General features: G+C 40.3%; 19 protein-coding genes, 1 tRNA gene and 1 pseudogene. All 21 read left to right on the forward strand.

The genetic code is table 11. From position 1 onward, the window contains the following. Window positions 1–9 precede the first annotated feature (9 nt). Window positions 10–699 (forward strand): sugar phosphate nucleotidyltransferase, encoded by a 690-nt coding sequence (locus ACN076_RS05200; RefSeq protein WP_000643974.1) that lies wholly within the window; start codon window positions 10–12, stop codon window positions 697–699. Window positions 700–786: 87 nt separating this feature from the next. Continuing rightward, entirely contained in the window at window positions 787–1635 is an 849-nt protein-coding gene (dprA, locus tag ACN076_RS05205) for a DNA-processing protein DprA (RefSeq protein WP_420789541.1), read from the forward strand. Between the two features lie 269 nt (window positions 1636–1904). Then, the gene (topA, locus tag ACN076_RS05210) at window positions 1905–3992 is read left to right on the forward strand and encodes a type I DNA topoisomerase (RefSeq protein ID WP_420789542.1); all 2088 of its coding nucleotides are present in this window, start codon (window positions 1905–1907) and stop codon (window positions 3990–3992) included. 147 nt (window positions 3993–4139) lie between these two features. Continuing rightward, window positions 4140–5396, forward strand: coding sequence for an ISL3 family transposase (locus ACN076_RS05215; protein ID WP_420789543.1), 1257 nt, complete (start codon window positions 4140–4142; stop codon window positions 5394–5396). A 122-nt stretch (window positions 5397–5518) separates the two neighbouring features. Beyond that, entirely contained in the window at window positions 5519–5878 is a 360-nt protein-coding gene (locus tag ACN076_RS05220) for a YbaN family protein (protein WP_001220352.1), read from the forward strand. A 93-nt stretch (window positions 5879–5971) separates the two neighbouring features. Continuing rightward, a complete protein-coding gene (locus ACN076_RS05225) occupies window positions 5972–6604 on the forward strand; it encodes a copper homeostasis protein CutC (protein WP_420789544.1) in 633 nt (210 codons plus the stop codon). A gap of 43 nt (window positions 6605–6647) precedes the next feature. Continuing rightward, window positions 6648–7304 carry an MmcQ/YjbR family DNA-binding protein gene (locus ACN076_RS05230; RefSeq protein ID WP_420789545.1) on the forward strand — a complete coding sequence of 219 codons (657 nt, stop codon included), beginning with the start codon at window positions 6648–6650 and terminating at the stop codon, window positions 7302–7304. Between the two features lie 314 nt (window positions 7305–7618). Next, complete coding sequence (locus tag ACN076_RS05235) at window positions 7619–9181, forward strand: 2-isopropylmalate synthase (RefSeq protein WP_293963916.1); 1563 nt, start codon at window positions 7619–7621, stop codon at window positions 9179–9181. Between the two features lie 11 nt (window positions 9182–9192). Continuing rightward, complete coding sequence (leuB, locus tag ACN076_RS05240; protein ID WP_420789546.1) at window positions 9193–10230, forward strand: 3-isopropylmalate dehydrogenase; 1038 nt, start codon at window positions 9193–9195, stop codon at window positions 10228–10230. Then, the gene (locus ACN076_RS05245) at window positions 10227–10496 is read left to right on the forward strand and encodes a DUF1294 domain-containing protein (RefSeq protein WP_261053878.1); all 270 of its coding nucleotides are present in this window, start codon (window positions 10227–10229) and stop codon (window positions 10494–10496) included. The genes leuB and ACN076_RS05245 overlap by 4 nt, the downstream gene beginning before the upstream one ends. 3 nt (window positions 10497–10499) lie before the next feature. Then, on the forward strand, window positions 10500–11882 hold the full coding sequence (leuC, locus tag ACN076_RS05250) for a 3-isopropylmalate dehydratase large subunit (RefSeq protein WP_261053879.1): 1383 nt from the start codon (window positions 10500–10502) through the stop codon (window positions 11880–11882). Between the two features lie 9 nt (window positions 11883–11891). Next, window positions 11892–12485, forward strand: a complete 594-nt coding sequence (gene leuD / locus ACN076_RS05255) for a 3-isopropylmalate dehydratase small subunit (RefSeq protein WP_247931776.1) — start codon at window positions 11892–11894, stop codon at window positions 12483–12485. Window positions 12486–12512: 27 nt separating this feature from the next. Next, on the forward strand, window positions 12513–13292 hold the full coding sequence (locus ACN076_RS05260; RefSeq protein ID WP_049523414.1) for an L-threonylcarbamoyladenylate synthase: 780 nt from the start codon (window positions 12513–12515) through the stop codon (window positions 13290–13292). A gap of 211 nt (window positions 13293–13503) precedes the next feature. Continuing rightward, window positions 13504–15453: pseudogene (locus tag ACN076_RS05265) on the forward strand (McrB family protein). Further along, complete coding sequence (locus tag ACN076_RS05270; RefSeq protein WP_420789547.1) at window positions 15440–16756, forward strand: McrC family protein; 1317 nt, start codon at window positions 15440–15442, stop codon at window positions 16754–16756. Before ACN076_RS05265 ends, ACN076_RS05270 begins: the two are co-directional and overlap by 14 nt. Before the next feature lie 173 nt (window positions 16757–16929). Next, window positions 16930–17916, forward strand: coding sequence for a GMP reductase (locus ACN076_RS05275; protein ID WP_420789548.1), 987 nt, complete (start codon window positions 16930–16932; stop codon window positions 17914–17916). Window positions 17917–17982: 66 nt separating this feature from the next. Beyond that, window positions 17983–18054 (forward strand) — tRNA-Arg (locus ACN076_RS05280). 184 nt (window positions 18055–18238) lie between these two features. Then, window positions 18239–18937 (forward strand): ribonuclease III, encoded by a 699-nt coding sequence (gene rnc, locus ACN076_RS05285; RefSeq protein ID WP_033677334.1) that lies wholly within the window; start codon window positions 18239–18241, stop codon window positions 18935–18937. Then, window positions 18928–22467, forward strand: coding sequence for a chromosome segregation protein SMC (smc, locus tag ACN076_RS05290; RefSeq protein WP_420789549.1), 3540 nt, complete (start codon window positions 18928–18930; stop codon window positions 22465–22467). The genes rnc and smc overlap by 10 nt, the downstream gene beginning before the upstream one ends. Beyond that, a complete protein-coding gene (locus ACN076_RS05295; RefSeq protein ID WP_173304172.1) occupies window positions 22464–23258 on the forward strand; it encodes a Cof-type HAD-IIB family hydrolase in 795 nt (264 codons plus the stop codon). Before smc ends, ACN076_RS05295 begins: the two co-directional genes overlap by 4 nt. Next, window positions 23258–24076 (forward strand): Cof-type HAD-IIB family hydrolase, encoded by an 819-nt coding sequence (locus tag ACN076_RS05300; RefSeq protein WP_000763411.1) that lies wholly within the window; start codon window positions 23258–23260, stop codon window positions 24074–24076. Before ACN076_RS05295 ends, ACN076_RS05300 begins: the two co-directional genes overlap by 1 nt.

Consider the following 24076-nt stretch of genomic DNA (forward strand, 5'->3'; position numbering starts at 1 on the left):
GAGATTCGTGTGAAAGCCATTATCTTAGCAGCGGGATTGGGAACTCGCTTGCGTCCTATGACTGAAAATACCCCTAAAGCCTTGGTTCAGGTTAATCAAAAACCCTTGATTGAATACCAAATTGAGTTTCTCAAAGAAAAAGGAATCAATGACATCATCATCATCGTTGGTTACCTTAAAGAACAATTCGATTACTTAAAAGAAAAATATGGAGTTCGCCTCGTTTTCAATGATAAATACGCTGACTACAATAACTTTTACTCTCTCTATCTTGTAAAAGAAGAATTGGCTAACAGCTATGTTATTGATGCAGATAACTATCTCTTTAAAAATATGTTCCGCAATGATTTGACACGTTCGACTTATTTTAGTGTTTATCGTGAAGATTGTACCAACGAATGGTTCTTGGTCTATGGAGACGACTACAAGGTTCAAGATATTACTGTTGATAGCAAGGCTGGTCGTATCCTTAGTGGTGTATCATTCTGGGATGCTCCAACTGCAGAAAAGATTGTCAGCTTTATCGACAAGGCTTATGCAAGTGGTGAATTTGTTGATCTCTACTGGGACAATATGGTTAAGGATAACATCAAAGAACTGGATGTTTATGTTGAAGAATTAGAAGGCAATAGCATCTATGAGATCGATAGTGTCCAAGACTATCATAAATTAGAAGAAATTCTTAAAAACGAAAATTAAAGATTCCAACATCTGGCTAAAATAGTCGGATGTTTTTTGATTTTTTTACGAATAAATAGATGAGTAGAATAAGAAATGGAGTTATTTATGAAAATCACAAACTATGAAATCTATAAGTTGAAAAAATCAGGTTTGACCAATCAACAGATTTTGAATGTCCTAGAATACGGTGAAAATGTCGATCAGGAACTTTTATTGGGTGACATTGCAGAAATTTCAGGTTGCCGAAATCCAGCTGTTTTTATGGAACGTTATTTTCAGATAGACGATACGCATTTGGAGAAGGAGTTTCAAAAATTTCCATCTTTCTCTATTTTAGATGACTGTTATCCTTGGGATTTGAGTGAAATATACGATGCTCCTGTGCTTTTATTTTACAAGGGAAATCTTGACCTCTTGAAATTTCCTAAGGTAGCGGTCGTGGGGAGTCGTTCTTGCAGCAAACAGGGAGCTAAGTCAGTTGAAAAAGTCATTCAGGGCTTGGAAAATGAACTGGTTATCGTCAGTGGATTAGCCAAGGGCATTGACACAGCAGCTCATATGGCAGCTCTTCAAAATGGCGGAAAAACCATTGCAGTGATTGGAACAGGACTGGATGTGTTTTATCCTAAAGCCAATAAACGCTTGCAAGACTACATCGGTAATGACCATCTGGTTCTTAGTGAATATGGACCTGGCGAACAACCTCTGAAATTTCATTTTCCTGCCCGTAATCGCATCATTGCTGGACTTTGTCGAGGTGTGATTGTTGCAGAGGCTAAGATGCGCTCAGGTAGCCTTATTAGCTGTGAGCGAGCAATGGAAGAAGGGCGCGATGTTTTTGCTATTCCTGGTAGCATTTTAGATGGACTATCAGACGGTTGCCATCATTTGATTCAAGAAGGGGCAAAATTGGTTACAAGTGGGCAAGATGTTCTTGCGGAATTTGAATTTTAATACTCTTCGAAAATCTCTTCAAACCCCGCCAGCTTCACCTTGCCGTAGGTATGGTTACTGACTTCGTCAGTCTCATCTGCAACCTCAAAGCAGTGCTTTGAGCAACCTGCGGTTAGTTTCCTAGTTTGCTCTTTGATTTTCATTGACTATAAGACGAAATTTCGATTACTAGATAAACTTTTCTTCTATATATAGGAGCTAAGTCTTGACAGTTATGGCAAAATGGTTTACACTTTATAAAGTTTATTACTTTGAAAAGGTGTGATACTGTGGCTACGGCAACAAAAAAGAAAAAATCAACAGTTAAAAAAAATCTAGTAATCGTGGAGTCGCCTGCTAAGGCCAAGACGATTGAAAAATATCTAGGCAGAAACTACAAGGTTTTAGCCAGTGTAGGGCATATCCGTGATTTGAAGAAATCCAGTATGTCCGTCGATATTGAAAATAATTATGAACCGCAATATATCAATATCCGAGGAAAAGGCCCTCTCATCAATGACTTGAAAAAAGAAGCCAAAAAAGCTAATAAAGTCTTTCTGGCGAGTGACCCGGACCGTGAAGGAGAAGCGATTTCTTGGCATTTGGCCCATATTCTCAACTTGGATGAAAATGATGCTAACCGTGTGGTCTTCAATGAAATCACCAAGGATGCAGTCAAAAATGCTTTTAAGGAGCCACGCAAGATTGATATGGACTTGGTCGATGCTCAACAGGCACGCCGTGTCTTGGATCGCTTGGTAGGGTATTCGATTTCACCTATTTTGTGGAAAAAGGTCAAGAAGGGCTTGTCAGCAGGTCGCGTTCAGTCTATTGCGCTCAAGTTAATCATTGATCGTGAGAATGAAATCAATGCCTTCCAGCCAGAAGAATACTGGACAATTGATGGTGTCTTTAAAAAGGGAACCAAGCAATTCCAGGCTTCCTTCTATGGAGTAGATGGTAAAAAGATGAAACTGACTAGCAATGATGAGGTCAAGGAAGTCTTGTCTCGTCTGACTAGTAAAGACTTTTCAGTGGATCAGGTAGATAAGAAAGAGCGCAAACGCAATGCTCCTTTACCTTATACTACTTCATCTATGCAGATGGATGCTGCCAATAAAATCAATTTTCGTACTCGAAAGACCATGATGGTCGCTCAACAGCTTTATGAAGGGATCAATATTGGTTCTGGTGTGCAAGGTTTGATTACCTATATGCGTACAGACTCAACTCGTATCAGTCCTGTAGCGCAAAATGAAGCAGCAAGTTTCATTACGGACCGTTTTGGTAGCAAGTATTCTAAGCATGGTAGCAAGGTCAAAAATGCTTCTGGAGCTCAGGATGCCCACGAGGCAATTCGTCCGTCTAGCGTCTTCAATACACCGGAAAGCATCGCTAAGTATCTGGACAAGGATCAGCTTAAGCTTTATACCCTTATCTGGAATCGTTTTGTGGCGAGCCAGATGACAGCTGCAGTCTTTGATACCATGGCTGTTAAATTGTCTCAAAATGGGGTCCAATTTGCTGCCAATGGTAGTCAGGTTAAGTTTGATGGTTATCTTGCCATTTATAATGATTCTGACAAGAATAAGATGTTACCGGACATGTCTGTTGGAGATGTGGTCAAACAGGTCAATAGCAAGCCAGAGCAACATTTCACCCAACCGCCTGCTCGCTATTCTGAAGCGACACTGATTAAGACCTTGGAGGAAAATGGGGTTGGACGTCCGTCAACCTACGCCCCAACCATTGAAACCATTCAGAAACGTTATTATGTTCGCCTTGCAGCCAAACGCTTTGAACCGACAGAGTTGGGAGAAATTGTTAACAAGCTCATCATTGAATATTTCCCAGATATCGTAAACGTAACCTTCACAGCTGAAATGGAAGGCAAACTAGATGATGTAGAAGTCGGAAAAGAGCAGTGGCAACGTGTTATAGACGCCTTTTACAAACCATTCTCTAAAGAAGTCGCCAAGGCTGAAGAAGAAATGGAAAAAATCCAAATCAAGGATGAACCAGCTGGATTTGACTGTGAAGTGTGTGGCAGTCCAATGGTCATTAAACTTGGTCGTTTTGGTAAGTTCTACGCTTGTAGCAATTTCCCAGATTGCCGTCATACCCAAGCAATTGTGAAAGAGATTGGTGTTGAGTGTCCAAGCTGTCATCAGGGACAAATTATTGAGCGTAAAACCAAACGCAATCGCCTCTTCTATGGTTGCAATCGCTATCCAGAATGTGAATTTACTTCTTGGGACAAGCCTGTTGGTCGTGACTGTCCAAAATGTGGCAACTTCCTCATGGAGAAAAAAGTCCGTGGTGGTGGCAAGCAGGTTGTTTGTAGCAAGGGTGACTACGAAGAAGAAAAGATTAAATAAGAGGAGAGTCCTGAAAGTTAATTTCGGCTCTATAATATTTGTAGTGGGTAACCCCCTATGGATATTATGGAGCCTTTTTTGTGTAGAAAAAAAGTCCCATATGACCTATAATGAAAAGCGATCAAACAACTCATTAGAAAGAATCATATGGAACAATTACATTTTATCACAAAACTACTCGATATCAAAGACCCTAATATCCAATTTATGGATATCATCAATAGGGATACACACAAAGAAATCATCGCCAAACTAGACTACGATGCTCCATCTTGTCCTTATTGTGGAAGTCAAATGAAAAAATATGACTTTCAAAAGCCGTCTAAGATTCCTTACCTCAAAACGACTGGTATGCCTACTAGAATTCTTCTGAAAAAGCGTCGTTTCAAGTGCTATCATTGCTCGAAGGTGATGGTCGCCGAGACCTCACTCGTCAAGAAGAATCATCAAATTCCTCGTATCATCAACCAAAAGATTGCGCAAAAGCTGATTGAAAAGACTTCTATGACCGATATTGCTCATCAGCTGGCTATTTCAACTTCAACTGTCATTCGTAAGCTCAATGACTTCCGTTTTAAGTCTGATTTTTCTTACCTCCCTGAGATTATGTCCTGGGACGAGTACGCTTTTACAAAGGGAAAGATGAGCTTTATTGCACAAGATTTTGACAAGCTCAACATTATCACTGTTCTTGAAGGCAGAACACAGGCTATCATCCGAAATCACTTTCTGCGCTACGAGCGAGCTGTTCGTTGTCAGGTGAAAATCATTACGATGGATATGTTTAGCCCTTACTACGATATTGCCAGTAAACTTTTTCCTAACGCTAAAATCGTTCTTGACCGCTTTCACATTGTCCAACATCTAAGCCGTGCTATGAGTCGTGTCCGTGTCCAAATCATGAATCAATTTGAGCGAAAATCCCATGAATACAAGGCCATCAAACGCTACTGGAAACTCATTCAACAGGATAGTCGTAAACTGAGTGATAAACGATTTTATCGCCCTACTTTTCGTATGCACTTAACGAATAAAGAGATTCTAGACAAGATTTTGAGCTATTCAGAAGACTTGAAACACCACTACAAGCTCTATCAACTCTTGCTTTTTCACTTTCAGAACAAGGAACCTGACAAATTCTTCGGACTTATTGAGGACAATCTAAAGCAGGTTCATCCTCTTTTTCAGACTGTCTTTAAAACCTTTCTAAAGGACAAAGAGAAAATCGTCAACGCCCTTCAACTCCCCTATTCTAACGCCAAACTGGAAGCGACCAATAATCTCGTTAAACTTATCAAACGAAATGCCTTTGGATTTCGGAACTTTGAAAACTTCAAAAAACGAATTTTTATCGCTCTCAATATCAAAAAAGAAAGGACAAATTTCGTCCTTTCTAGATCTTAGCTTTTCTTCAACCCACTACAGTTGACAAAGAGCCTTAATTTCAGGCTCTTTTTGGTTGGAACTTGACAAAATTCATCATTTTATGCGAAACTAGAAGAAGATTATTTTAATTTGGAGTAGTTATGCGTATTATTTATCTAATTATTGGTTTTTTATCACTGGCCTTGGCTATTGTTGGGGTTGTTTTACCCTTGTTGCCTACAACGCCTTTTCTTTTGTTGTCTATTGCTTGTTTCTCAAGAAGTTCCAAGCGTTTCGAAGACTGGCTTTATCATACCAAGCTCTATCAAGCATATGTAGCTGATTTTCGCGAGACTAAGTCTATTGCGCGTGAACGCAAGAAAAAAATCATTGTATCTATCTACATCTTGATGGGGATTTCTATTTATTTTGCTCCTCTCTTACCAGTCAAAATCGGTCTGGGAGCCTTGACCATCTTTATCACTTATTATCTCTTCAAGGTCATTCCAGACAAAGAATAAGTAAAATTTGTAACTATTTCCCTTGATAAAAATGAAAGCATATTCACAACAATATGATATAATAAATTCAAAGTAATCTTCAAGGAGAATCAAATGATTTACGAATTTTGTGCTGAAAATGTGACCTTGCTTGAAAAAGCGATGGAGGCTGGAGCTCGTCGAATCGAACTCTGTGATAATCTAGCAGTGGGAGGAACAACACCAAGCTATGGAGTAACCAAGGCAGCGGTTGAATTGGCGGCTAACTACGATACAACCATTATGACCATGATTCGTCCACGTGGTGGCGACTTTGTCTATAATGAACTAGAAATTGCAATCATGCTAGAAGACATTCGATTGACTGCTCAGGCTGGAAGTCAAGGAGTTGTATTTGGAACCTTAACTGCTGAGAAGAAGTTGGATAAACCTAATCTTGAAAAGTTAATTGCTGCATCAAAAGGAATGGAAATTGTCTTCCACATGGCCTTTGATGAATTGAGCGATGAAGATCAACTAGAAGCTATTGACTGGCTCAGTCAAGCTGGTGCTACTCGTATCCTAACTCGTGCTGGTGTGTCTGGTGACTCTCTAGAGAAACGTTTTGCTCACTATCACGGACTTTTGGAACATGCTAAAGGTAAAATTGAAATTCTACCAGGTGGGGGGATTGACCTTGACAACCGTCAAACCTTTATTGACCAGCTGGGCGTGACACAATTGCATGGAACCAAGGTTGTCTTTTAAAAAATAGAAAGGAACTGCTAGCTTTGGGTAGCAGTTTTCACTTATGTTTGAAATTTTTAAATCCTATCAGTTTAATCAAGAAAAGGCTCGTGCCTATGGTTTTGTAGAAAGTAGTGGAGTTTGGACTTATAGCTGCATGATTTTGCAGGGTGATTTTGTCATGACTGTGTCCATCACTGCTGATAATGTGAATTTTCAGGTCTTTGATCAGGAAATGGGCGACCTCTATCCTCAAGTTCATATGGAAAGTATGACAGGAAGTTTTGTTGCAAGTGTCCGTGAGGCTTGTCTGGAGATTCTCTACCAGATTCGGAAGGCTTGTTTTGAGGTACAGGATTTTATCTGTCCTCAGACTAAGCGTATCATGGCTCAGATTCAGGAAAAGTATGGTAATCAGTTGGAGTATCTGTGGGAAAAATCACCTGATACGGCAGTGTTAAGACATGAAGGCAATAAAAAATGGTATGCTGTTTTGATGAGAATACCTTGGGATAAGCTGGAAAAGGGTAGAGAAGGTTTAGTCGAAGCAGTCAACCTCAAACATGATCAAGTAGTGGATCTACTTTCACAAAAGGGCATTTATCCAGCTTTTCATATGAATAAACGTTACTGGATTAGTGTGGCGCTTGATGATACTTTGTCAGATTCAGCCGTCCTAGAATTGTTTGAAAAAAGTTGGAATTTAACTTCTAAAAAATGAAACATTTCGATGATTTTCAATAACTTTCAATTAGCTAAATATTCTATACTGAAGAAATTTTCAGAAAATATTTGATTTTTTCTTGACAAGTGCTTTTGCCTATGCTAAAATACTAAACAAGATATCAAACGAAGGAGAAAGTCAAGCATGAAAACAGCTAAGTTTAATCAATTTGCTTTGTTGTTGAGGTACTCGGGCTAGTGCAAAAAGCATTAGTCCTGTTTGGCTTACCAAGCGGGAGTAAATCAACATCTCGCTTGGACTTCTAAGCGAGATGTTTTTTTTAAAAACACATTTGGAAAAGGGGAAATCTTATGCGTAAAGTTGAATTTTTTGATACAAGTCTTCGTGATGGGGAACAAACACCTGGTGTTAACTTCTCAATAAAGGAAAAAGTTTCCATTGCAAGACAGCTGGAGAAATGGGGAATTTCTGTAATTGAAGCTGGTTTTCCGGCTGCTAGTCCAGATTCATTTATAGCCGTTCAAGAAATTGCTAAAGCCATGAAAAAAACAGCAGTGACAGGATTAGCTCGTTCTGTAAAATCTGATATTGATGCTTGTTATGAGGCACTTAAGGATGCCAAGTATCCACAGATTCATGTCTTTATCGCTACCAGTCCGATTCACCGCAAGTACAAGCTCAATAAGAGCAAGGAAGAGATTTTAGAAGCTATTAAGGAACATGTTTCTTATGCCCGTTCTAAATTTAAAGTGGTTGAATTCTCTCCAGAGGATGCGACTAGAACAGAGTTGGATTTCCTATTACAAGTCGTTCAAACAGCGGTCGATGCAGGTGCATCTTATATAAATATCCCTGACACAGTTGGCTTTACGACTCCAGAAGAGTTTGCACGCATCTTTGATCACTTGACTGAAAATATTAAATCAGATCATAAAGTTGTCTTTGGTGTCCACTGTCATGATGATCTCGGTATGGCAACTGCAAATACTTTGACAGCAATTAAACACGGTGCTGGACGTGTCCAGGGAACTATTAATGGTATCGGTGAACGCGCAGGTAATGTTGCTCTTGAAGAAGTAGCTGTTGCTTTGAAGATTCGTGAGGATTTCTTCCAAGCAACTAGTGATATTGTTTTGGATGAAACAATGAATACATCAGAAATGGTTTCTCGCTTCTCAGGAATTCCAGTTCCTAAAAACAAGGCCGTAGTTGGAGGTAATGCCTTCTCTCATGAATCTGGTATTCACCAAGATGGAGTTCTTAAAAATCCTCTTACTTATGAGATTATCACCCCTGAATTGGTTGGTGTTAAGAGTAATAGTCTTCCGCTTGGAAAATTGTCTGGTCGCCATGCCTTCGTTGAGAAGCTGAGAGAATTGGCCCTAGACTTTACAGAAGAGGACATCAAACCACTCTTCTCTAAGTTCAAGGCACTGGCCGACAAGAAACAAGAAATCACAGATGCAGATATTCGTGCTCTGGTAGCTGGAACCATGGTTGAAAACCCAGAAGGATTCCACTTTGATGATTTACAACTTCAAACTCATGCAGATAATGACATTGAAGCGCTCGTTAGCCTGGCTAATATGGATGGTGAGAAAGTCGAATTTAATGCGACAGGGCAAGGTTCTGTTGAGGCTATCTTCAACGCTATTGACAAATTCTTCAATCAATCCGTTCGCTTGGTGTCTTACACTATCGATGCGGTGACGGATGGAATCGATGCCCAGGCTCGGGTCTTGGTCACTGTTGAAAACAGAGATACAGAAACCATCTTTAACGCAGCAGGTCTTGATTTCGATGTGTTGAAGGCTTCGGCTATTGCTTACATCAATGCTAATACCTTTGTTCAAAAAGAGAATGCAGGTGAGATGGGACGCAGTGTTTCCTACCGCGATATGCCTAGTGTGTAAAGGAGAAAGCTATGACAAAGAAAATAGTGGCTCTAGCAGGGGATGGAATCGGCCCAGAAATCATGGAGGCTGGGTTAGAGGTTCTGGAAGCTCTAGCTAAAAAAACAGGCTTTGTCTATGAAATAGACAGACGACCTTTTGGAGGTGCAGGTATTGATGCTGCAGGGCATCCCTTACCTGATGAAACCCTCAAGGCAAGTAGAGAAGCAGATGCCATTCTTCTAGCGGCTATCGGTAGTCCCCAGTATGATGGAGCAACGGTTCGGCCTGAACAAGGCTTGCTAGCTCTCCGTAAGGAACTCAATCTTTACGCTAATATTCGCCCTGTAAAAATCTTTGACAGTCTCAAGCATTTGTCACCACTCAAACCGGAACGAATTGCTGGTGTAGACTTTGTCGTGGTGCGTGAGTTGACAGGCGGGATTTACTTTGGAGATCATATCCTTGAAGAGCGCAAAGCGCGTGATATCAACGATTATAGCTATGAGGAAGTGGAGCGGATTATTCGCAAAGCCTTTGAAATCGCAAGAAATCGCAGAAAAATCGTTACTAGTATCGATAAGCAAAATGTGTTGGCGACATCAAAACTCTGGCGGAAAGTAGCTGAGGAGGTCGCACAGGATTTCCCAGATGTGACCTTGGAACACCAGCTGGTGGACTCAGCTGCTATGCTTATGATTACCAATCCTGCCAAGTTTGATGTTATTGTAACGGAGAATCTTTTTGGAGATATTCTCTCTGATGAATCAAGCGTTTTATCTGGCACACTTGGAGTTATGCCATCAGCCAGTCATTCTGAAAATGGACCAAGTCTATATGAGCCCATTCACGGTTCAGCTCCTGATATTGCAGGTCAAGGAATTGCCAATCCTATCTCGATGATTTTATCAGTTGCCATGATGTTGAGAGATAGTTTTGGACGTTATGAGGATGCAGAGCGTATTGAGCGTGCTGTTGAGGCAAGTTTAGCGGCTGGCATTTTAACAAGAGATATAGGTGGACAGGCTTCAACAAAAGAAATGACAGAAGCCATTATTGCAAGGTTATGAAGTTAGACGAAAAAATTACTCTAGTTCTCTTGATTTGGAATGTCATGGTTTTCGTGATTTATGGCGTTGACAAATCCAAGGCAAGGAGAAGAGTTTGGCGCATCCCAGAGAAAATCTTACTCATTTTAGCCCTTTCTTGTGGTGGTTTTGGTGCCTGGCTAGCAGGAATCATATTTCACCACAAGACTCGAAAATGGTATTTTAAAACAGTTTGGTTTCTCGGGATGGTGACCACACTAGTAGCCTTATATGTTATTTGGAGGTAATGGATGGCAGGAAAATCGATTTTTGATAAATTATGGGACCGTCATGTCATCACAGGAGAAGAGGGGCAGCCCCAACTCATGTATGTGGACCAGCACTATATCCACGAAGTGACCAGTCCTCAGGCATTTCAAGGATTACGAGACGCAGGTCGTAGATTGAGACGACCAGACTTGACATTTGGAACCTTTGACCACAACGTCCCGACGGTCAATATCTACGATATTCGAGATGTAATTTCCAAGGCTCAAATTGATAAGCTAGCTGAAAATGTTGAGGAATTTGGGATTGAACATGCCGCCCACGGTTCCGAAAAGCAAGGAATCGTTCATATGGTTGGTCCAGAAACAGGACGGACCCAACCAGGAAAATTCATCGTCTGTGGAGATAGCCACACAGCAACCCATGGGGCTTTCGGAGCGATCGCCTTTGGAATTGGAACTAGTGAGGTTGAGCATGTCTTCGCTACCCAGACACTCTGGCAGGTCAAACCCAAGAAAATGCTGGTAGAATTCACTGGTGTCCCTCAAAAAGGAGTTTATTCCAAGGATTTCATTTTAGCCCTGATTGCCAAGTACGGCGTTGCTTGCGGCGTTGGCTACGTGGTGGAATATCGTGGACAAGCAATTGATGCACTGAGCATGGAAGAGCGAATGACCATCTGCAATATGTCCATCGAGTTTGGTTCTAAGATGGGAATCATGAATCCGGACCAAACCACCTATGATTATCTCAAGGGACGAGAATGTGTTCCAGAGGACTTTGAAGAGGCTGTGGCTGATTGGAAAACAATTGTCAGTGATGAGGATGCCGTTTACGATAAGGTTATCCAGATGGATGTCTCAGACCTTGCTCCTATGGTGACCTGGGGAACCAACCCTGCTATGGGGGTTGACTTTGACAGTAGTTTCCCAGAAATTAAGGATATGAATGATGAACGAGCCTACAATTATATGGATTTGGAACCAGGTCAAAAGCCAGCAGATATTGAACTAGGTTATATCTTTATCGGCTCTTGTACAAATGCTCGTCTTAGCGATTTGCAACTGGCTGCGCGATTTGTTAAAGGGAAGAAAATTGCTCCTAATCTAACAGCTATCGTGGTTCCAGGCTCTCGTCCTGTCAAACGAGCTGCTGAGAGGTTGGGCTTGGACAAGGTCTTTCTGGATGCTGGCTTTGAGTGGAGAGACCCGGGTTGCTCCATGTGCCTAGGGATGAATCCGGACAAGGTCCCTGATGGTGTTCACTGCGCCTCAACCAGCAATCGTAACTTTGAAGACAGACAGGGCTTTGGTGCTAAGACCCATCTCTGCAGTCCAGCCATGGCAGCAGCAGCAGCTATCGCAGGGCGTTTCGTAGATGTTCGGCAAATGCCAGAAGCCCAGTAAGGAGAGGATATGGAGAAATTTACAGTTTATACGGGAACGACCGTTCCTCTCATGAATGATAACATCGACACCGACCAAATCCTACCCAAGCAGTTTCTCAAGTTAATTGATAAAAAAGGCTTTGGTAAGTACCTCATGTATGCTTGGCGTTATTTGGATGACAAGTATACTGAGGACCCAGACTTTGTCTTTAACCGACCTGAATATCGCAAAGCCAGTATTCTCATCTCAGGGGATAACTTTGGTGCAGGCTCTTCGAGGGAGCATGCAGCCTGGGCTCTAGCGGACTATGGTTTTAAGGTTGTGATTGCAGGGTCTTTCGGTGACATTCATTACAATAATGAACTCAATAATGGCATGTTGCCCATTGTTCAGCCTAGAGAGGTTAGAGAGAAACTAGCCCAGCTAAAGCCAATCGATCAGGTAACTGTGGACTTGGAACAACAAAAAATCATTTCACCAGTTGGAGAATTCACTTTCGAAATTGATAGCGAATGGAAACACAAGCTCTTAAATGGTTTGGATGATATCGGTATTACCTTGCAGTATGAAGATTTGATTGCTGCTTATGAAAAACAACGACCAGCCTACTGGCAGGATTAGAAGAAAAATAGAAAAGGAAATAGAACTATGACAAAACACATTCAATGGAACGGAACACTTTCACAAGAAGGCTATGATATTTTAAAAGGTGAGGGCGGTTGTATCGTTTGTCCTACAAAAGTTGGTTACATCATCATGACTAGTGACAAGGCTGGTCTTGAACGTAAGTTTGAAGCTAAAGAACGTAACCGTAACAAACCAGGTGTTGTTCTCTGTGGTAGCATGGATGAGCTTCGCGCCTTAGCACAACTCAACCCAGAAATTGAAGCCTTCTACCAAAAACATTGGGATGAAGATATTCTTCTTGGTTGTATCCTACCTTGGAAACCAGAAGCCTTTGAAAAACTGAAATCATACGGTGATGGCCGTGAAGAACTGATGACTGATGTGCGTGGCACTAGCTGTTTTGTTATCAAATTTGGGAAAGCTGGTGAACAATTGGCTGCCAAACTTTGGGAAGAAGGCAAAATGGTTTACGCTTCATCTGCAAATCCATCTGGAAAAGGAAACCGTGGTAAGGTAGAAGGTATCGGAGAACGTATCGAAGGGGCTGTAGACCTTGTCATCGAAGCAGACGACTATGTGGCATCCATCCAACCTGACAAAACGATTGAAACTCGCTACGAGCAAGGTGTGATGGTCTCTATGGTCGATAAAGACGGCAAACTCATCCCAGAACAAGGAGGGGCACGCTCAACTTCACCAGCTCCAGTTGTAATCCGCAAAGGGCTTGACATTGATAAGATTATGATGCATCTGTCAGACACCTTTAACTCATGGGACTACCGCCAAGGCGAGTATTATTAAGATAAAAAATAAGTCTAGTGTTAAGAGTGAATATCCCACTCTACACTAGGCTTTTTCTTTAGAAATTCTTTTCTTTTTTTGATAGATATGATATGCTAGATGTAGAATATATTAATAGAATGTAGTTTCTGCAAAGTAAAATATCTTACTTTGAACGAAACAAATATAATTTAAGTCTAACAATAAATTTTTAATAAGCAAGGAAAACACAATGGTTTCAAAACAAACTTTCATTGACAGGATAAAAAAAGAATTCCCAGATGCAATTGAAAATCAAACAAAAAGTTATATTTCTTTTCAGGTTAAAAATAGGAAAGGGAAGTTACAAAATTTTATAGAGATTAATTTTCAAAATAAAGGAATAAAGATTGCCGTTCTCTCTAAGAGTCTTCATAATTCAGATATTTTGTTGTTTAATAAGAAGCCTGATTCATTCGGTTGGACACTTGATGCTGAGTATTTTATTGAGGATGAAAATTCATTAGACGAGATTTTACCTTTTATAAATAAATCTTATGAGTTTGTAAAAACTGGAACTAACTCAGAGTGTTATAAAGTTTTCAGAGAATTTTTGTCTAAATTTGTGAATCAATCAAATATCTATAATTCGAAAGATATAGAAATGAAACGTTCTCAAAAATTAGATGGAGCTGAACATATTTATCCTGCTCTAACCATCGAAGGTATTCCATACAAAGTTGAAATGCTTAACACAGGTCATTTTGGTCCAAGGAGTGGTAATGGATATATTAAATCACCTTATTTTGGTTATCGATTGAGTGACATTGATAACTCATGGATAAATATAAGATGTGGTTTTCAGAGATTTAAACTCACAGAATTTAAAATAGTAAAATGGTACAGTAATAATCAAGATGAAGATTTAGGTTATAAATACCTTGTCAAAGATTTAGAATTGGAATCAACCGCGGAACCTAATGATATTTTAAAAGAGTTTTACGACAATTTTACTAGTTTCTATGTGAAAAAAGAGAAGAAAGATGTAAACATGTTAGAAAATATTAACAAATATAAAAATATTTTATTGCAATCCAAAAACCTCATTCTCCGTGGTGCACCTGGTACAGGAAAAACTTATCTTGCTAAAGAAATAGCGGCAGAGCTAACGGGTGGTAATGAAGATCAAATTGGCTTTGTACAATTTCACCCTTCCTATGATTATACAGATTTTGTGGAGGGGTTGAGACCAGTATCAAATGGGGATGGAGCTATTGAGTTTAAATTACAAGATGGTATTTTTAAAGAGTTTTGCCAGAAGGCAAAAGAAGCTCAGAAGACTGGAGGTCAAGATAATTTTGAAGAAACGTGGGCTAAGCTAACGGATGCTATCAATGAAAAGCAAGGACAATATTTCTTCCCTCGTAGTTCGGTTCCAGCCAGTTTAAATAGTCAAGGGAATGTGAAGTTTGATTCTCCTGTTGCTACCAAAGAAAAAGTGTATCTTTTGTACAAGGGTGAGGAAACTAAGTTAAAGTACGAAACTTATCAAAAAATCGTTTTAGATCACATGAAAGAAAGTTATGGCTTATGTGATTATGTGTCTCCAACGATCAACACAGATAAGTAATTCGTTTTCATCATCGATGAAATCAACCGTGGTGAGATTTCTAAGATTTTTGGGGAGCTCTTTTTCTCTATCGACCCTGGCTATCGTGGTAGAGATGGGGAAGTTTCTACCCAATATGCCAATCTACACGAAAGTGATGACAAGTTTTATATTCCTGAGAATGTCTATATTATAGGAACCATGAATGATATTGACCGATCAGTGGATACATTTGATTTTGCTATGCGTCGTCGTTTCCGTTTTGTTGAAGTTACTGCTGAAAGCCAACTATACATCCTTGATGAAAAACTAGGTGAGCATGCTGAAGAAGCTAAAACTCGACTAAGGAACTTGAATGTTGCTATCGAAAATGTTCAGGAGCTAAACAGTCATTATCATATCGGACCAAGTTATTTCCGTAATTTAAAAGAATTGGATTATGATTATGAATTACTCTGGTCTGATTATCTCAAACCACTTTTGGAAGATTACTTACGTGGTTCTTATGAAGAAGACGAAATACTGAATACTTTGAAAAAAGCATATGATTTGAGAAATCAGCAAGATATTGGTGATGACGATGCAGTTAACTGACAATCAACAGGCCTTAAACAAAGAAGAGTTTATCACAGAATATCCTAAAATTAGTCAAGTTCTTTTAGATAGAACTCTAGATAACCTTTCTAAAGAGGACAATATCTTTATTTTTCCAAATGATTTGAAAAATTCTCCTGACTTAGAGAAGGACCAAAAAATCTTTGAAACAGTTAATCAGAAAATCAAGACTGGAAATGTGGTTGGTTTTCTGGGGTGTGGTCAGGAAAGATTAACGATTTCCTCTCGCTTTTCTAATGAGAGTAATGACCATTTTTTGCATTATCTATTACACAAGGTTCTTCATATCAATCTCACTAGTTTAGATGTAGCTTTGTCGCGTGAAGATAAGCTCTATCAACTTTTGATGTATCTCTTCCCCAAGTATCTACAAGCTGCTATTCGAAAAGGTCTTTATAAGGAATACCATCGATTTTCTCATAACGACAGTAATGTTAAGGGAGTGATTGATGTAAGAAACCATCTCAAGAAAAACCTTCCTTTCACGGGAAATATTGCCTACACAACGAGAGAGTTCACCTATGATAATCCTCTTATGCAGTTGGTCCGTCATACTATTGAATACATTAAGAACCAGAAAAGTATTGGTCAAGGGGTACTAGATAATCTCTCAACTAGTCGTGAAAACGTAGCTGAAATCGTGCGTGTAACGCCCTCTTATAAACTAGCTGATCGTGCTAAGATTATTCGGGGAAATCAATCTAAACCTATACGTCATGCATACTTTCACGAGTACAGAAAGTTACAAGAACTTTGTCTGATGATCCTAAACCAAGAAAAGCACGGCTTAGGGTATCAAGATCAAAAAATTCATGGTATTCTTTTTGATGTTGCCTGGCTTTGGGAAGAGTATGTTCATACCTTGTTGCCAAAAGATTTCATCCATCCACGGAATAAAGAAAAGCTAGGTGGTATTTCGGTATTTTCTGTTGGGAAACGGAAAGTATATCCAGATTTTTATGATAGAGAACGAAAGATTGTTCTAGATGCTAAATATAAAAAACTAGAGTTCACTGAAAAAGGGATCAACCGTGAGGACTTGTTCCAGCTGATTTCCTATTCTTATATTTTAAAAGCTGAGAAGGCTGGTCTTGTTTTTCCGAGCAAGGACAAGGTTGTTGATAATGAGATAGGAAAGCTAGTAGGTTATGGAGCTTTGTTGAAGAAATTGTCTATTCAAATTCCTCAGAAGTCTTCATCTTATCGTGAATTTTGTGAAATGCTAGAAAACTCTGAAGAAGCTTTTAAAAGGAATATTACTAAATCAGTGGAGAGAAAATAATCTCTCCTCTTTCTTTTGTTATTTCTACAAGAAAAACCGAACGATATGTTTTAATTTATAAAATAATTTGACAAAAACTGTACTTTGGTTTATAATAAATTAAGGAAACGTTGGAAAAGACGTAGTGATGCGAGAGCATAGGTAGGTCATTATAAAAGAAACGAGACATCGATATGTTAAATGAATTTCCAATTTTTGATTACGAAGATATTCAATTGATCCCAAATAAATGTGTCATTAAAAGCCGTGCAGAAGCAGATACAAGTGTCACACTAGGAAATCACACCTTTAAACTACCTGTTGTGCCAGCTAATATGCAGACGATTTTGGATGAAAATGTAGCAGAGCAACTGGCTAAAGGTGGTTACTTCTACATTATGCATCGTTTTGATGAGGCAGGACGCATTCCTTTTATTAAGCGCATGCACGATCAAGGGCTCATTGCTTCTATCTCTGTCGGTGTTAAAGACTATGAGTATGATTTTGTTAACCGGCTCAAGGCTGATGCTCCTGAGTATATCACGATTGATATTGCCCATGGTCATGCGGATAGCGTGATTTCTATGATTCAACACATAAAGAAAGAATTGCCAGATACCTTTGTCATTGCTGGAAATGTGGGAACACCAGAAGCTGTGCGTGAATTGGAAAATGCTGGTGCGGATGCTACTAAGGTTGGAATCGGTCCTGGTAAGGTTTGTATCACCAAGGTCAAGACTGGGTTCGGTACAGGTGGTTGGCAGTTGGCTGCCCTACGCTGGTGTGCTAAGGCTGCCCGTAAACCGATTATTGCTGATGGAGGGATTCGTACTCACGGTGATATTGCCAAGTCTATCCGTTTCGGTGCCAGCATGGTTATGATTGGTTCCCTCTTTGCAGGACACATTGAAAGTCCAGGGCAAACGATTGAAGTCGATGGTGAACAGTTCAAAGAATACTATGGTTCAGCTTCACAATATCAAAAAGGTGCTTACAAAAATGTGGAAGGCAAACGCATCTTACTTCCTGCAAAAGGTCATCTGCAAGACACTTTAACTGAAATGGAACAAGACCTTCAAAGTGCTATTTCTTATGCAGGTGGACGTCAGGTTGCTGACCTTAAACACGTTGATTATGTTATCGTGAAAAACTCTATCTGGAATGGGGATGCTTCCCACTAAGACGGGCTATATGGCCAGAAAAAAACTTGTTATTAGGGCAAATTTTTGTTATAATAAAACAAGTTTCCACCCTTAGTGTAATGGATATCACGTAAGATTCCGGTTCTTGAGATGGGGGTTCGATTCCCTCAGGGTGGATGTAAACATCCTAAAAAGCCTTTAATAGGGCTTTTTTTTCTTTACACAGCCCTAAATTGTCCCTTAAAACTGAAAATCTCTTTTTAAAGAATTCCCAAATGCTCTCCAGTCCCGTTTTAGAGTGACTCAGGGGGCTTTTTTTGATATAATAAAAAAGACTGTTATCAGTTAGAAAGAGGTTGGTATGAAAGAATTACAAACTGTACTAAAGAACCATTTTGCAATCGAATTTGCAGACAAAAACTTACTGGAGACTGCCTTTACTCATACGAGTTATGCCAATGAGCACCGCCTCTTAAAAATTTCACACAATGAGCGCTTGGAATTTTTAGGAGACGCTGTTCTACAGTTATTGATTTCAGAATATCTGTATAAAAAATATCCTAAAAAGCCTGAGGGAGACTTGTCTAAACTCCGTGCCATGATTGTCCGCGAGGAAAGTTTGGCTGGTTTTGCGCGTGATTGCCAGTTTGATCAGTTTATCAAGCTGGGTAAGGGGGAAGAAAAATCTGGTGGTCGCAATCGTGATACCATCCTTGGTGATGCCTTTGAAGCCTTTCTTGGTGCCCTTCTTTTGGACAAGGATGTGGCCAAGGTTAAGGCATTTATCTATCAAGTCATGATTCCTAAGGTTGAAGCAGGCGAATTTGAGATGATTACAGACTACAAAACCCATCTCCAAGAGTTACTTCAGGTCAATGGTGATGTGGCTATTCGTTATCAGGTGATTTCTGAAACGGGTCCTGCCCACGATAAGGTATTTGATGTAGAAGTTCTTGTCGAAGGTAAGAGCATTGGTCAAGGTCAAGGTCGTTCTAAGAAACTAGCAGAGCAGGAAGCTGCCAAAAATGCCGTTGAGAAAGGGCTGGATTCATGTATTTAAAGGAAATAGAAATTCAGGGATTCAAGTCTTTTGCTGATAAGACTAAGGTCGTCTTTGACCAAGGTGTGACGGCAGTCGTTGGGCCCAATGGATCTGGAAAGTCGAATATTACAGAAAGTCTGCGTTGGGCCTTGGGGGAATCAAGTGTTAAGAGTCTCCGTGGGGGCAAGATGCCGGATGTCATTTTTGCTGGAACTGAGAGTCGGAAACCGCTCAATTATGCTTCTGTAGTTGTGACTCTGGATAATAATGATGGATTTATCAAGGACGCAGGTCAAGAAATCAGGGTAGAACGCCATATCTATCGTAGTGGAGATAGCGAATACAAGATTGACGGCAAGAAAGTTCGTCTTCGTGATATTCATGATCTTTTCTTGGATACAGGTTTGGGACGAGATTCCTTCTCCATCATTTCCCAAGGGAAGGTTGAGGAGATTTTCAACTCCAAGCCTGAAGAACGCAGAGCTATTTTTGAAGAAGCTGCTGGAGTTTTGAAATACAAGACTCGTAGAAAAGAGACTGAGAGCAAATTGCAACAAACTCAGGATAATTTAGACCGCCTTGAAGACATTATCTACGAGTTGGATAATCAAATCAAGCCTCTTGAGAAGCAAGCTGAGAATGCTCGTAAGTTTTTAGACTTGGAAGGACAACGTAAGGCCATTTATTTAGATGTTTTAGTTGCTCAAATCAAGGAAAATAAGTCTGAACTAGAGTCGACAGAAGAAGAGTTGGCACAGGTTCAAGAACTATTGACTAGTTATTACCAAAAGCGTGAAAAATTAGAGGAAGAAAATCATACTCTTAAAAAGCAACGCCAAGATTTACAGGCTGAAATGGCCAAAGATCAGGGCAGTTTGATGGACTTGACCAGTCTGATTAGTGATTTAGAGAGAAAATTAGCCCTATCGAAATTAGAATCTGAGCAAGTAGCCCTCAATCAACAGGAAGCACAAGCTCGTTTGGCTGCTTTGGAGGATAAGAGAAATTTACTCAGCCAAGAAAAATCTGATAAAGAAAGCTCATTAACTCTGTTAGAGGAAAATCTAGTCCAAAATAATCAAAAACTCAATCGTTTAGAAGCTGAATTGCTAGCTTTTTCAGATGATCCTGATCAGATGATTGAGCTCTTACGTGAACGCTTTGTAGCTCTTCTACAAGAAGAAGCTGATGTCTCAAACCAGTTAACCCGTATCGAGAATGAGTTGGAAAATAGCCGTCAGCTTTCTCAAAAACAAGCAGATCAACTAGAAAAGCTGAAAGAACAGTTGGCTACAGCTAAAGAGAAGGCTAGTCAGCAAAAAGAAGAGCTTGAAACTGCCAAGGAGCAGGTTCAGAAATTATTAGCAGACTATCAAGTCTGTGCTAAGGAACAAGAGGAGCAAAAATCTTCCTATCAAGCTCAACAAAGTCAACTCTTTGACCGTCTGGACAGTCTTAAAAACAAGCAGGCTAGAGCTCAAAGTTTGGAAAACATCCTGAGAAATCACAGTAACTTTTATGCAGGTGTTAAGAGTGTTCTTCAAGAAAAAGACCATCTTGGCGGAATTATTGGTGCAGTCAGTGAGCACCTGACTTTTGATGTGCATTATCAAACTGCTCTAGAGATTGCGCTTGGCGCCAGCAGTCAGCATATCATCGTAGAAGATGAAGAGTCGGCAACCAAGGCGATTGATTTCCTCAAACGCAACAGAGCCGGTCGTGCGACCTTTCTTCCATTGACGACTATCAAGGCGCGTACGATTTCTAGTCAGAACCAAGATGCGATCGCTGCAAGTTCAGGATTTCTGGGCATGGCAGATGAGTTAGTTACTTTCGATACTAGACTGGAAGCTATTTTCAAGAACTTGCTAGCTACGACGGCCATCTTTGATACCGTAGAACATGCGCGTGCAGCAGCTCGCCAAGTTCGTTACCAGGTTCGTATGGTGACTTTAGATGGGACAGAGTTGCGCACAGGTGGTTCCTATGCAGGTGGAGCCAATCGCCAGAATAACAGCATTTTCATCAAGCCAGAACTGGAGCAATTACAAAAAGAAATTGCTGAAGAAGAAGCAAGTCTTCGTTCAGAAGAGGCGACTTTGAAGACCTTGCAAGATGAGATGGCTAGATTGACCGAATCATTAGAAGCTATCAAATCTCAAGGAGAGCAGGCTCGTATTCAGGAGAAAGGCTTGTTCCTCGCTTATCAGCAGACCAGTCAGCAAGTCGAAGAATTAGAAACTCTTTGGAAACTCCAAGAAGAGGAATTAGATCGTCTTTCTGAAGGAGATTGGCAAGCAGATAAGGAAAAATGCCAAGAACGCCTTGCTACTATTGCCAGTGACAAGCAAAATCTGGAATCTGAGATTGAAGAGATTAAGTCTAACAAAAATGCCATCCAAGAACGTTATCAGAACTTGCAAGAACAGGTAGCGCAAGCTCGCTTGCTTAAGACAGAACTACAAGGGCAAAAACGTTATGAAGTAGCTGATATTGAGCGTTTAGGCAAAGAATTGGACAATTTAGATATAGAACAAGAGGAAATCCAGCGTCTTCTTCAAGAAAAGGTTGACAATCTTGAGAAAGTTGATACGAATTTGCTCAGTCAACAGGTAGAAGAAGCCAAAACTCAGAAAACAAATCTCCAACAAGGTTTGATTCGCAAGCAGTTTGAGTTGGATGATATTGAAGGTCAACTGGATGATATTGCCAGTCATTTGGATCAGGCTCGCCAGCAGAATGAGGAGTGGATTCGCAAGCAAACGCGTGCTGAAGCCAAGAAAGAAAAGGTCAGCGAGCGCTTACGCCATTTACAAAGTCAATTAACAGACCAGTATCAGATTAGCTATACTGAAGCACTAGAAAAGGCACATGAATTGGAAAACCTCAATCTGGCAGAGCAAGAGGTGCAGGATTTGGAGAAGGCTATTCGCTCACTGGGTCCAGTCAACTTGGAAGCTATTGACCAGTACGAAGAAGTTCACAGCCGTCTGGATTTCCTAAATAGCCAGAGAGATGATATTTTGTCAGCGAAAAACCTGCTTCTTGAGACCATTACAGAGATGAATGATGAGGTCAAGGAACGCTTTAAATCAACTTTTGAAGCTATTCGTGAGTCCTTTAAAGTGACCTTCAAACAGATGTTTGGCGGAGGTCAGGCAGACTTGATATTGACTGAGGACGACCTTTTAACAGCTGGTGTGGAGATTTCTGTTCAACCTCCAGGTAAGAAAATCCAGTCGCTTAACCTCATGAGTGGTGGTGAAAAAGCTCTATCGGCTCTTGCCTTGCTTTTCTCCATTATTCGTGTCAAGACCATTCCTTTTGTTATCTTGGATGAGGTAGAAGCTGCGCTGGATGAAGCCAATGTTAAACGTTTTGGGGATTACCTCAACCGCTTTGATAAGGACAGCCAGTTTATCGTCGTAACCCATCGTAAGGGGACTATGGCAGCGGCCGATTCTATCTATGGAGTGACTATGCAAGAATCAGGTGTCTCAAAAATTGTTTCGGTTAAGTTAAAAGATTTAGAAAGTATTGAAGGATGACAATTAAACTAGTAGCAACAGATATGGATGGAACTTTTCTAGATGGAAATGGGTGTTTTGATATGAACCGCCTCAAGTCCCTTTTAGCTTCCTACAAGGAAAAAGGGATTTACTTTGCGGTGGCTTCAGGTCGGGGATTTCTGTCTCTAGAAAAATTATTTGCTGATGTTCGTGATAACATTATTTTCATCGCTGAAAATGGCAGTTTGGTAGAATATCGAGGTCAAGATTTGTATGAAGCGACTATGTCTCGTGAGTTTTATCTATCAACTTTTGAAAGGCTGAAAACTTCACCTTATGTAGATATCAATAAACTGCTCTTGACGGGCAAAAAGGGAGCTTATGTTCTAGATACGGTTGATGAGACCTATTTGAAAGTGAGCCAGCACTATAATGAAAATATCCAAAAAGTAGCGAGTCTGGAAGATATTACAGATGACATTTTCAAATTTACAACCAACTTCACAGAAGAAACGCTAGAAGCTGGGGAAGCTTGGGTCAATGAACATGTTCCTGGTGTTAAGGCAATGACAACTGGCTTTGAATCCATTGATATTGTTCTGGACTATGTCGATAAGGGAGTGGCCATTGTTGAATTAGCTAAAAAACTTGGCATCAAAATGGGTCAGGTTATGGCTTTTGGAGACAATCTAAATGATTTGCACATGATGCAGGTTGTGGGACATCCTGTAGCTCCTGAAAATGCACGACCTGAAATTTTAGAATTAGCAGAGACAGTGATTGGTCACCATAAGGACCAGTCGGTTATAGCTTATATGGAGGGCTTATAATGGCAGATATAAAATTGATTGCATTGGACTTGGATGGGACCTTGCTGACTACTGATAAAAAGCTGACGGATCGTACCAAGGCAACCCTGAAAGCTGCGCGTGATCGTGGTATCAAGGTCGTATTGACAACTGGTCGCCCCTTAAAAGCTATGGATTTCTTCCTCCATGAGCTAGGGACTGACGGCCATGAAGATGAGTATACGATTACTTTTAATGGTGGTTTGGTTCAGAAAAATACAGGTGAAATCCTTGATAAAACAGTCTTTTCATATGATGATGTGGCACGCTTGTATGAAGAAACAGAGAAATTATCACTGCCTCTTGACGCCATCTCAGAAGGAACTGTTTATCAAATTCAATCTGACCAAGAAAGTCTGTATGCCAAATTCAATCCAGCTTTGACCTTTGTTCCAGTGGACTTTGAAGACTTATCTAGTCAAATGACTTACAATAAATGCGTGACTGCCTTTGCTCAAGAACCCTTGGACGCAGCCATTCAGAAGATATCTCCAGAATTGTTTGACCAATATGAAATCTTTAAATCACGTGAAATGTTGCTAGAGTGGTCACCAAAAAATGTTCATAAAGCAACAGGTTTGGCAAAACTAATCAGCCATCTTGGAATCGACCAAAGCCAAGTCATGGCCTGTGGTGATGAGGCTAATGACCTTTCTATGATTGAATGGGCAGGGCTCGGTGTTGCCATGCAAAATGCTGTTCCTGAAGTCAAGGCAGTCGCAAATGTGGTGACGCCAATGACCAACGATGAAGAGGCTGTCGCCTGGGCTATCGAAGAATATGTGCTAAAGGAGAACTAA

The sequence above is a fragment of the Streptococcus sp. K0074 genome (genome assembly GCF_048843365.1).
GTDB lineage: Bacteria > Bacillota > Bacilli > Lactobacillales > Streptococcaceae > Streptococcus > Streptococcus mitis_BM.

What these genes read in the sequence shown, in the direction of transcription:
- dprA (WP_420789541.1), top strand. Translation starts at nt 787, where the DNA reads ATGAAAATCACAAACTATGAAATCTATAAGTTGAAAAAATCAGGTTTG.
- ACN076_RS05215 (WP_420789543.1), top strand. Translation starts at nt 4,140, where the DNA reads ATGGAACAATTACATTTTATCACAAAACTACTCGATATCAAAGACCCT.
- ACN076_RS05220 (WP_001220352.1), top strand. Translation starts at nt 5,519, where the DNA reads ATGCGTATTATTTATCTAATTATTGGTTTTTTATCACTGGCCTTGGCT.
- ACN076_RS05225 (WP_420789544.1), top strand. Translation starts at nt 5,972, where the DNA reads ATGATTTACGAATTTTGTGCTGAAAATGTGACCTTGCTTGAAAAAGCG.
- ACN076_RS05230 (WP_420789545.1), top strand. Translation starts at nt 6,648, where the DNA reads ATGTTTGAAATTTTTAAATCCTATCAGTTTAATCAAGAAAAGGCTCGT.
- ACN076_RS05235 (WP_293963916.1), top strand. Translation starts at nt 7,619, where the DNA reads ATGCGTAAAGTTGAATTTTTTGATACAAGTCTTCGTGATGGGGAACAA.
- leuB (WP_420789546.1), top strand. Translation starts at nt 9,193, where the DNA reads ATGACAAAGAAAATAGTGGCTCTAGCAGGGGATGGAATCGGCCCAGAA.
- ACN076_RS05245 (WP_261053878.1), top strand. Translation starts at nt 10,227, where the DNA reads ATGAAGTTAGACGAAAAAATTACTCTAGTTCTCTTGATTTGGAATGTC.
- leuC (WP_261053879.1), top strand. Translation starts at nt 10,500, where the DNA reads ATGGCAGGAAAATCGATTTTTGATAAATTATGGGACCGTCATGTCATC.
- leuD (WP_247931776.1), top strand. Translation starts at nt 11,892, where the DNA reads ATGGAGAAATTTACAGTTTATACGGGAACGACCGTTCCTCTCATGAAT.
- ACN076_RS05260 (WP_049523414.1), top strand. Translation starts at nt 12,513, where the DNA reads ATGACAAAACACATTCAATGGAACGGAACACTTTCACAAGAAGGCTAT.
- ACN076_RS05270 (WP_420789547.1), top strand. Translation starts at nt 15,440, where the DNA reads ATGCAGTTAACTGACAATCAACAGGCCTTAAACAAAGAAGAGTTTATC.
- ACN076_RS05275 (WP_420789548.1), top strand. Translation starts at nt 16,930, where the DNA reads ATGTTAAATGAATTTCCAATTTTTGATTACGAAGATATTCAATTGATC.
- rnc (WP_033677334.1), top strand. Translation starts at nt 18,239, where the DNA reads ATGAAAGAATTACAAACTGTACTAAAGAACCATTTTGCAATCGAATTT.
- smc (WP_420789549.1), top strand. Translation starts at nt 18,928, where the DNA reads ATGTATTTAAAGGAAATAGAAATTCAGGGATTCAAGTCTTTTGCTGAT.
- ACN076_RS05295 (WP_173304172.1), top strand. Translation starts at nt 22,464, where the DNA reads ATGACAATTAAACTAGTAGCAACAGATATGGATGGAACTTTTCTAGAT.
- ACN076_RS05300 (WP_000763411.1), top strand. Translation starts at nt 23,258, where the DNA reads ATGGCAGATATAAAATTGATTGCATTGGACTTGGATGGGACCTTGCTG.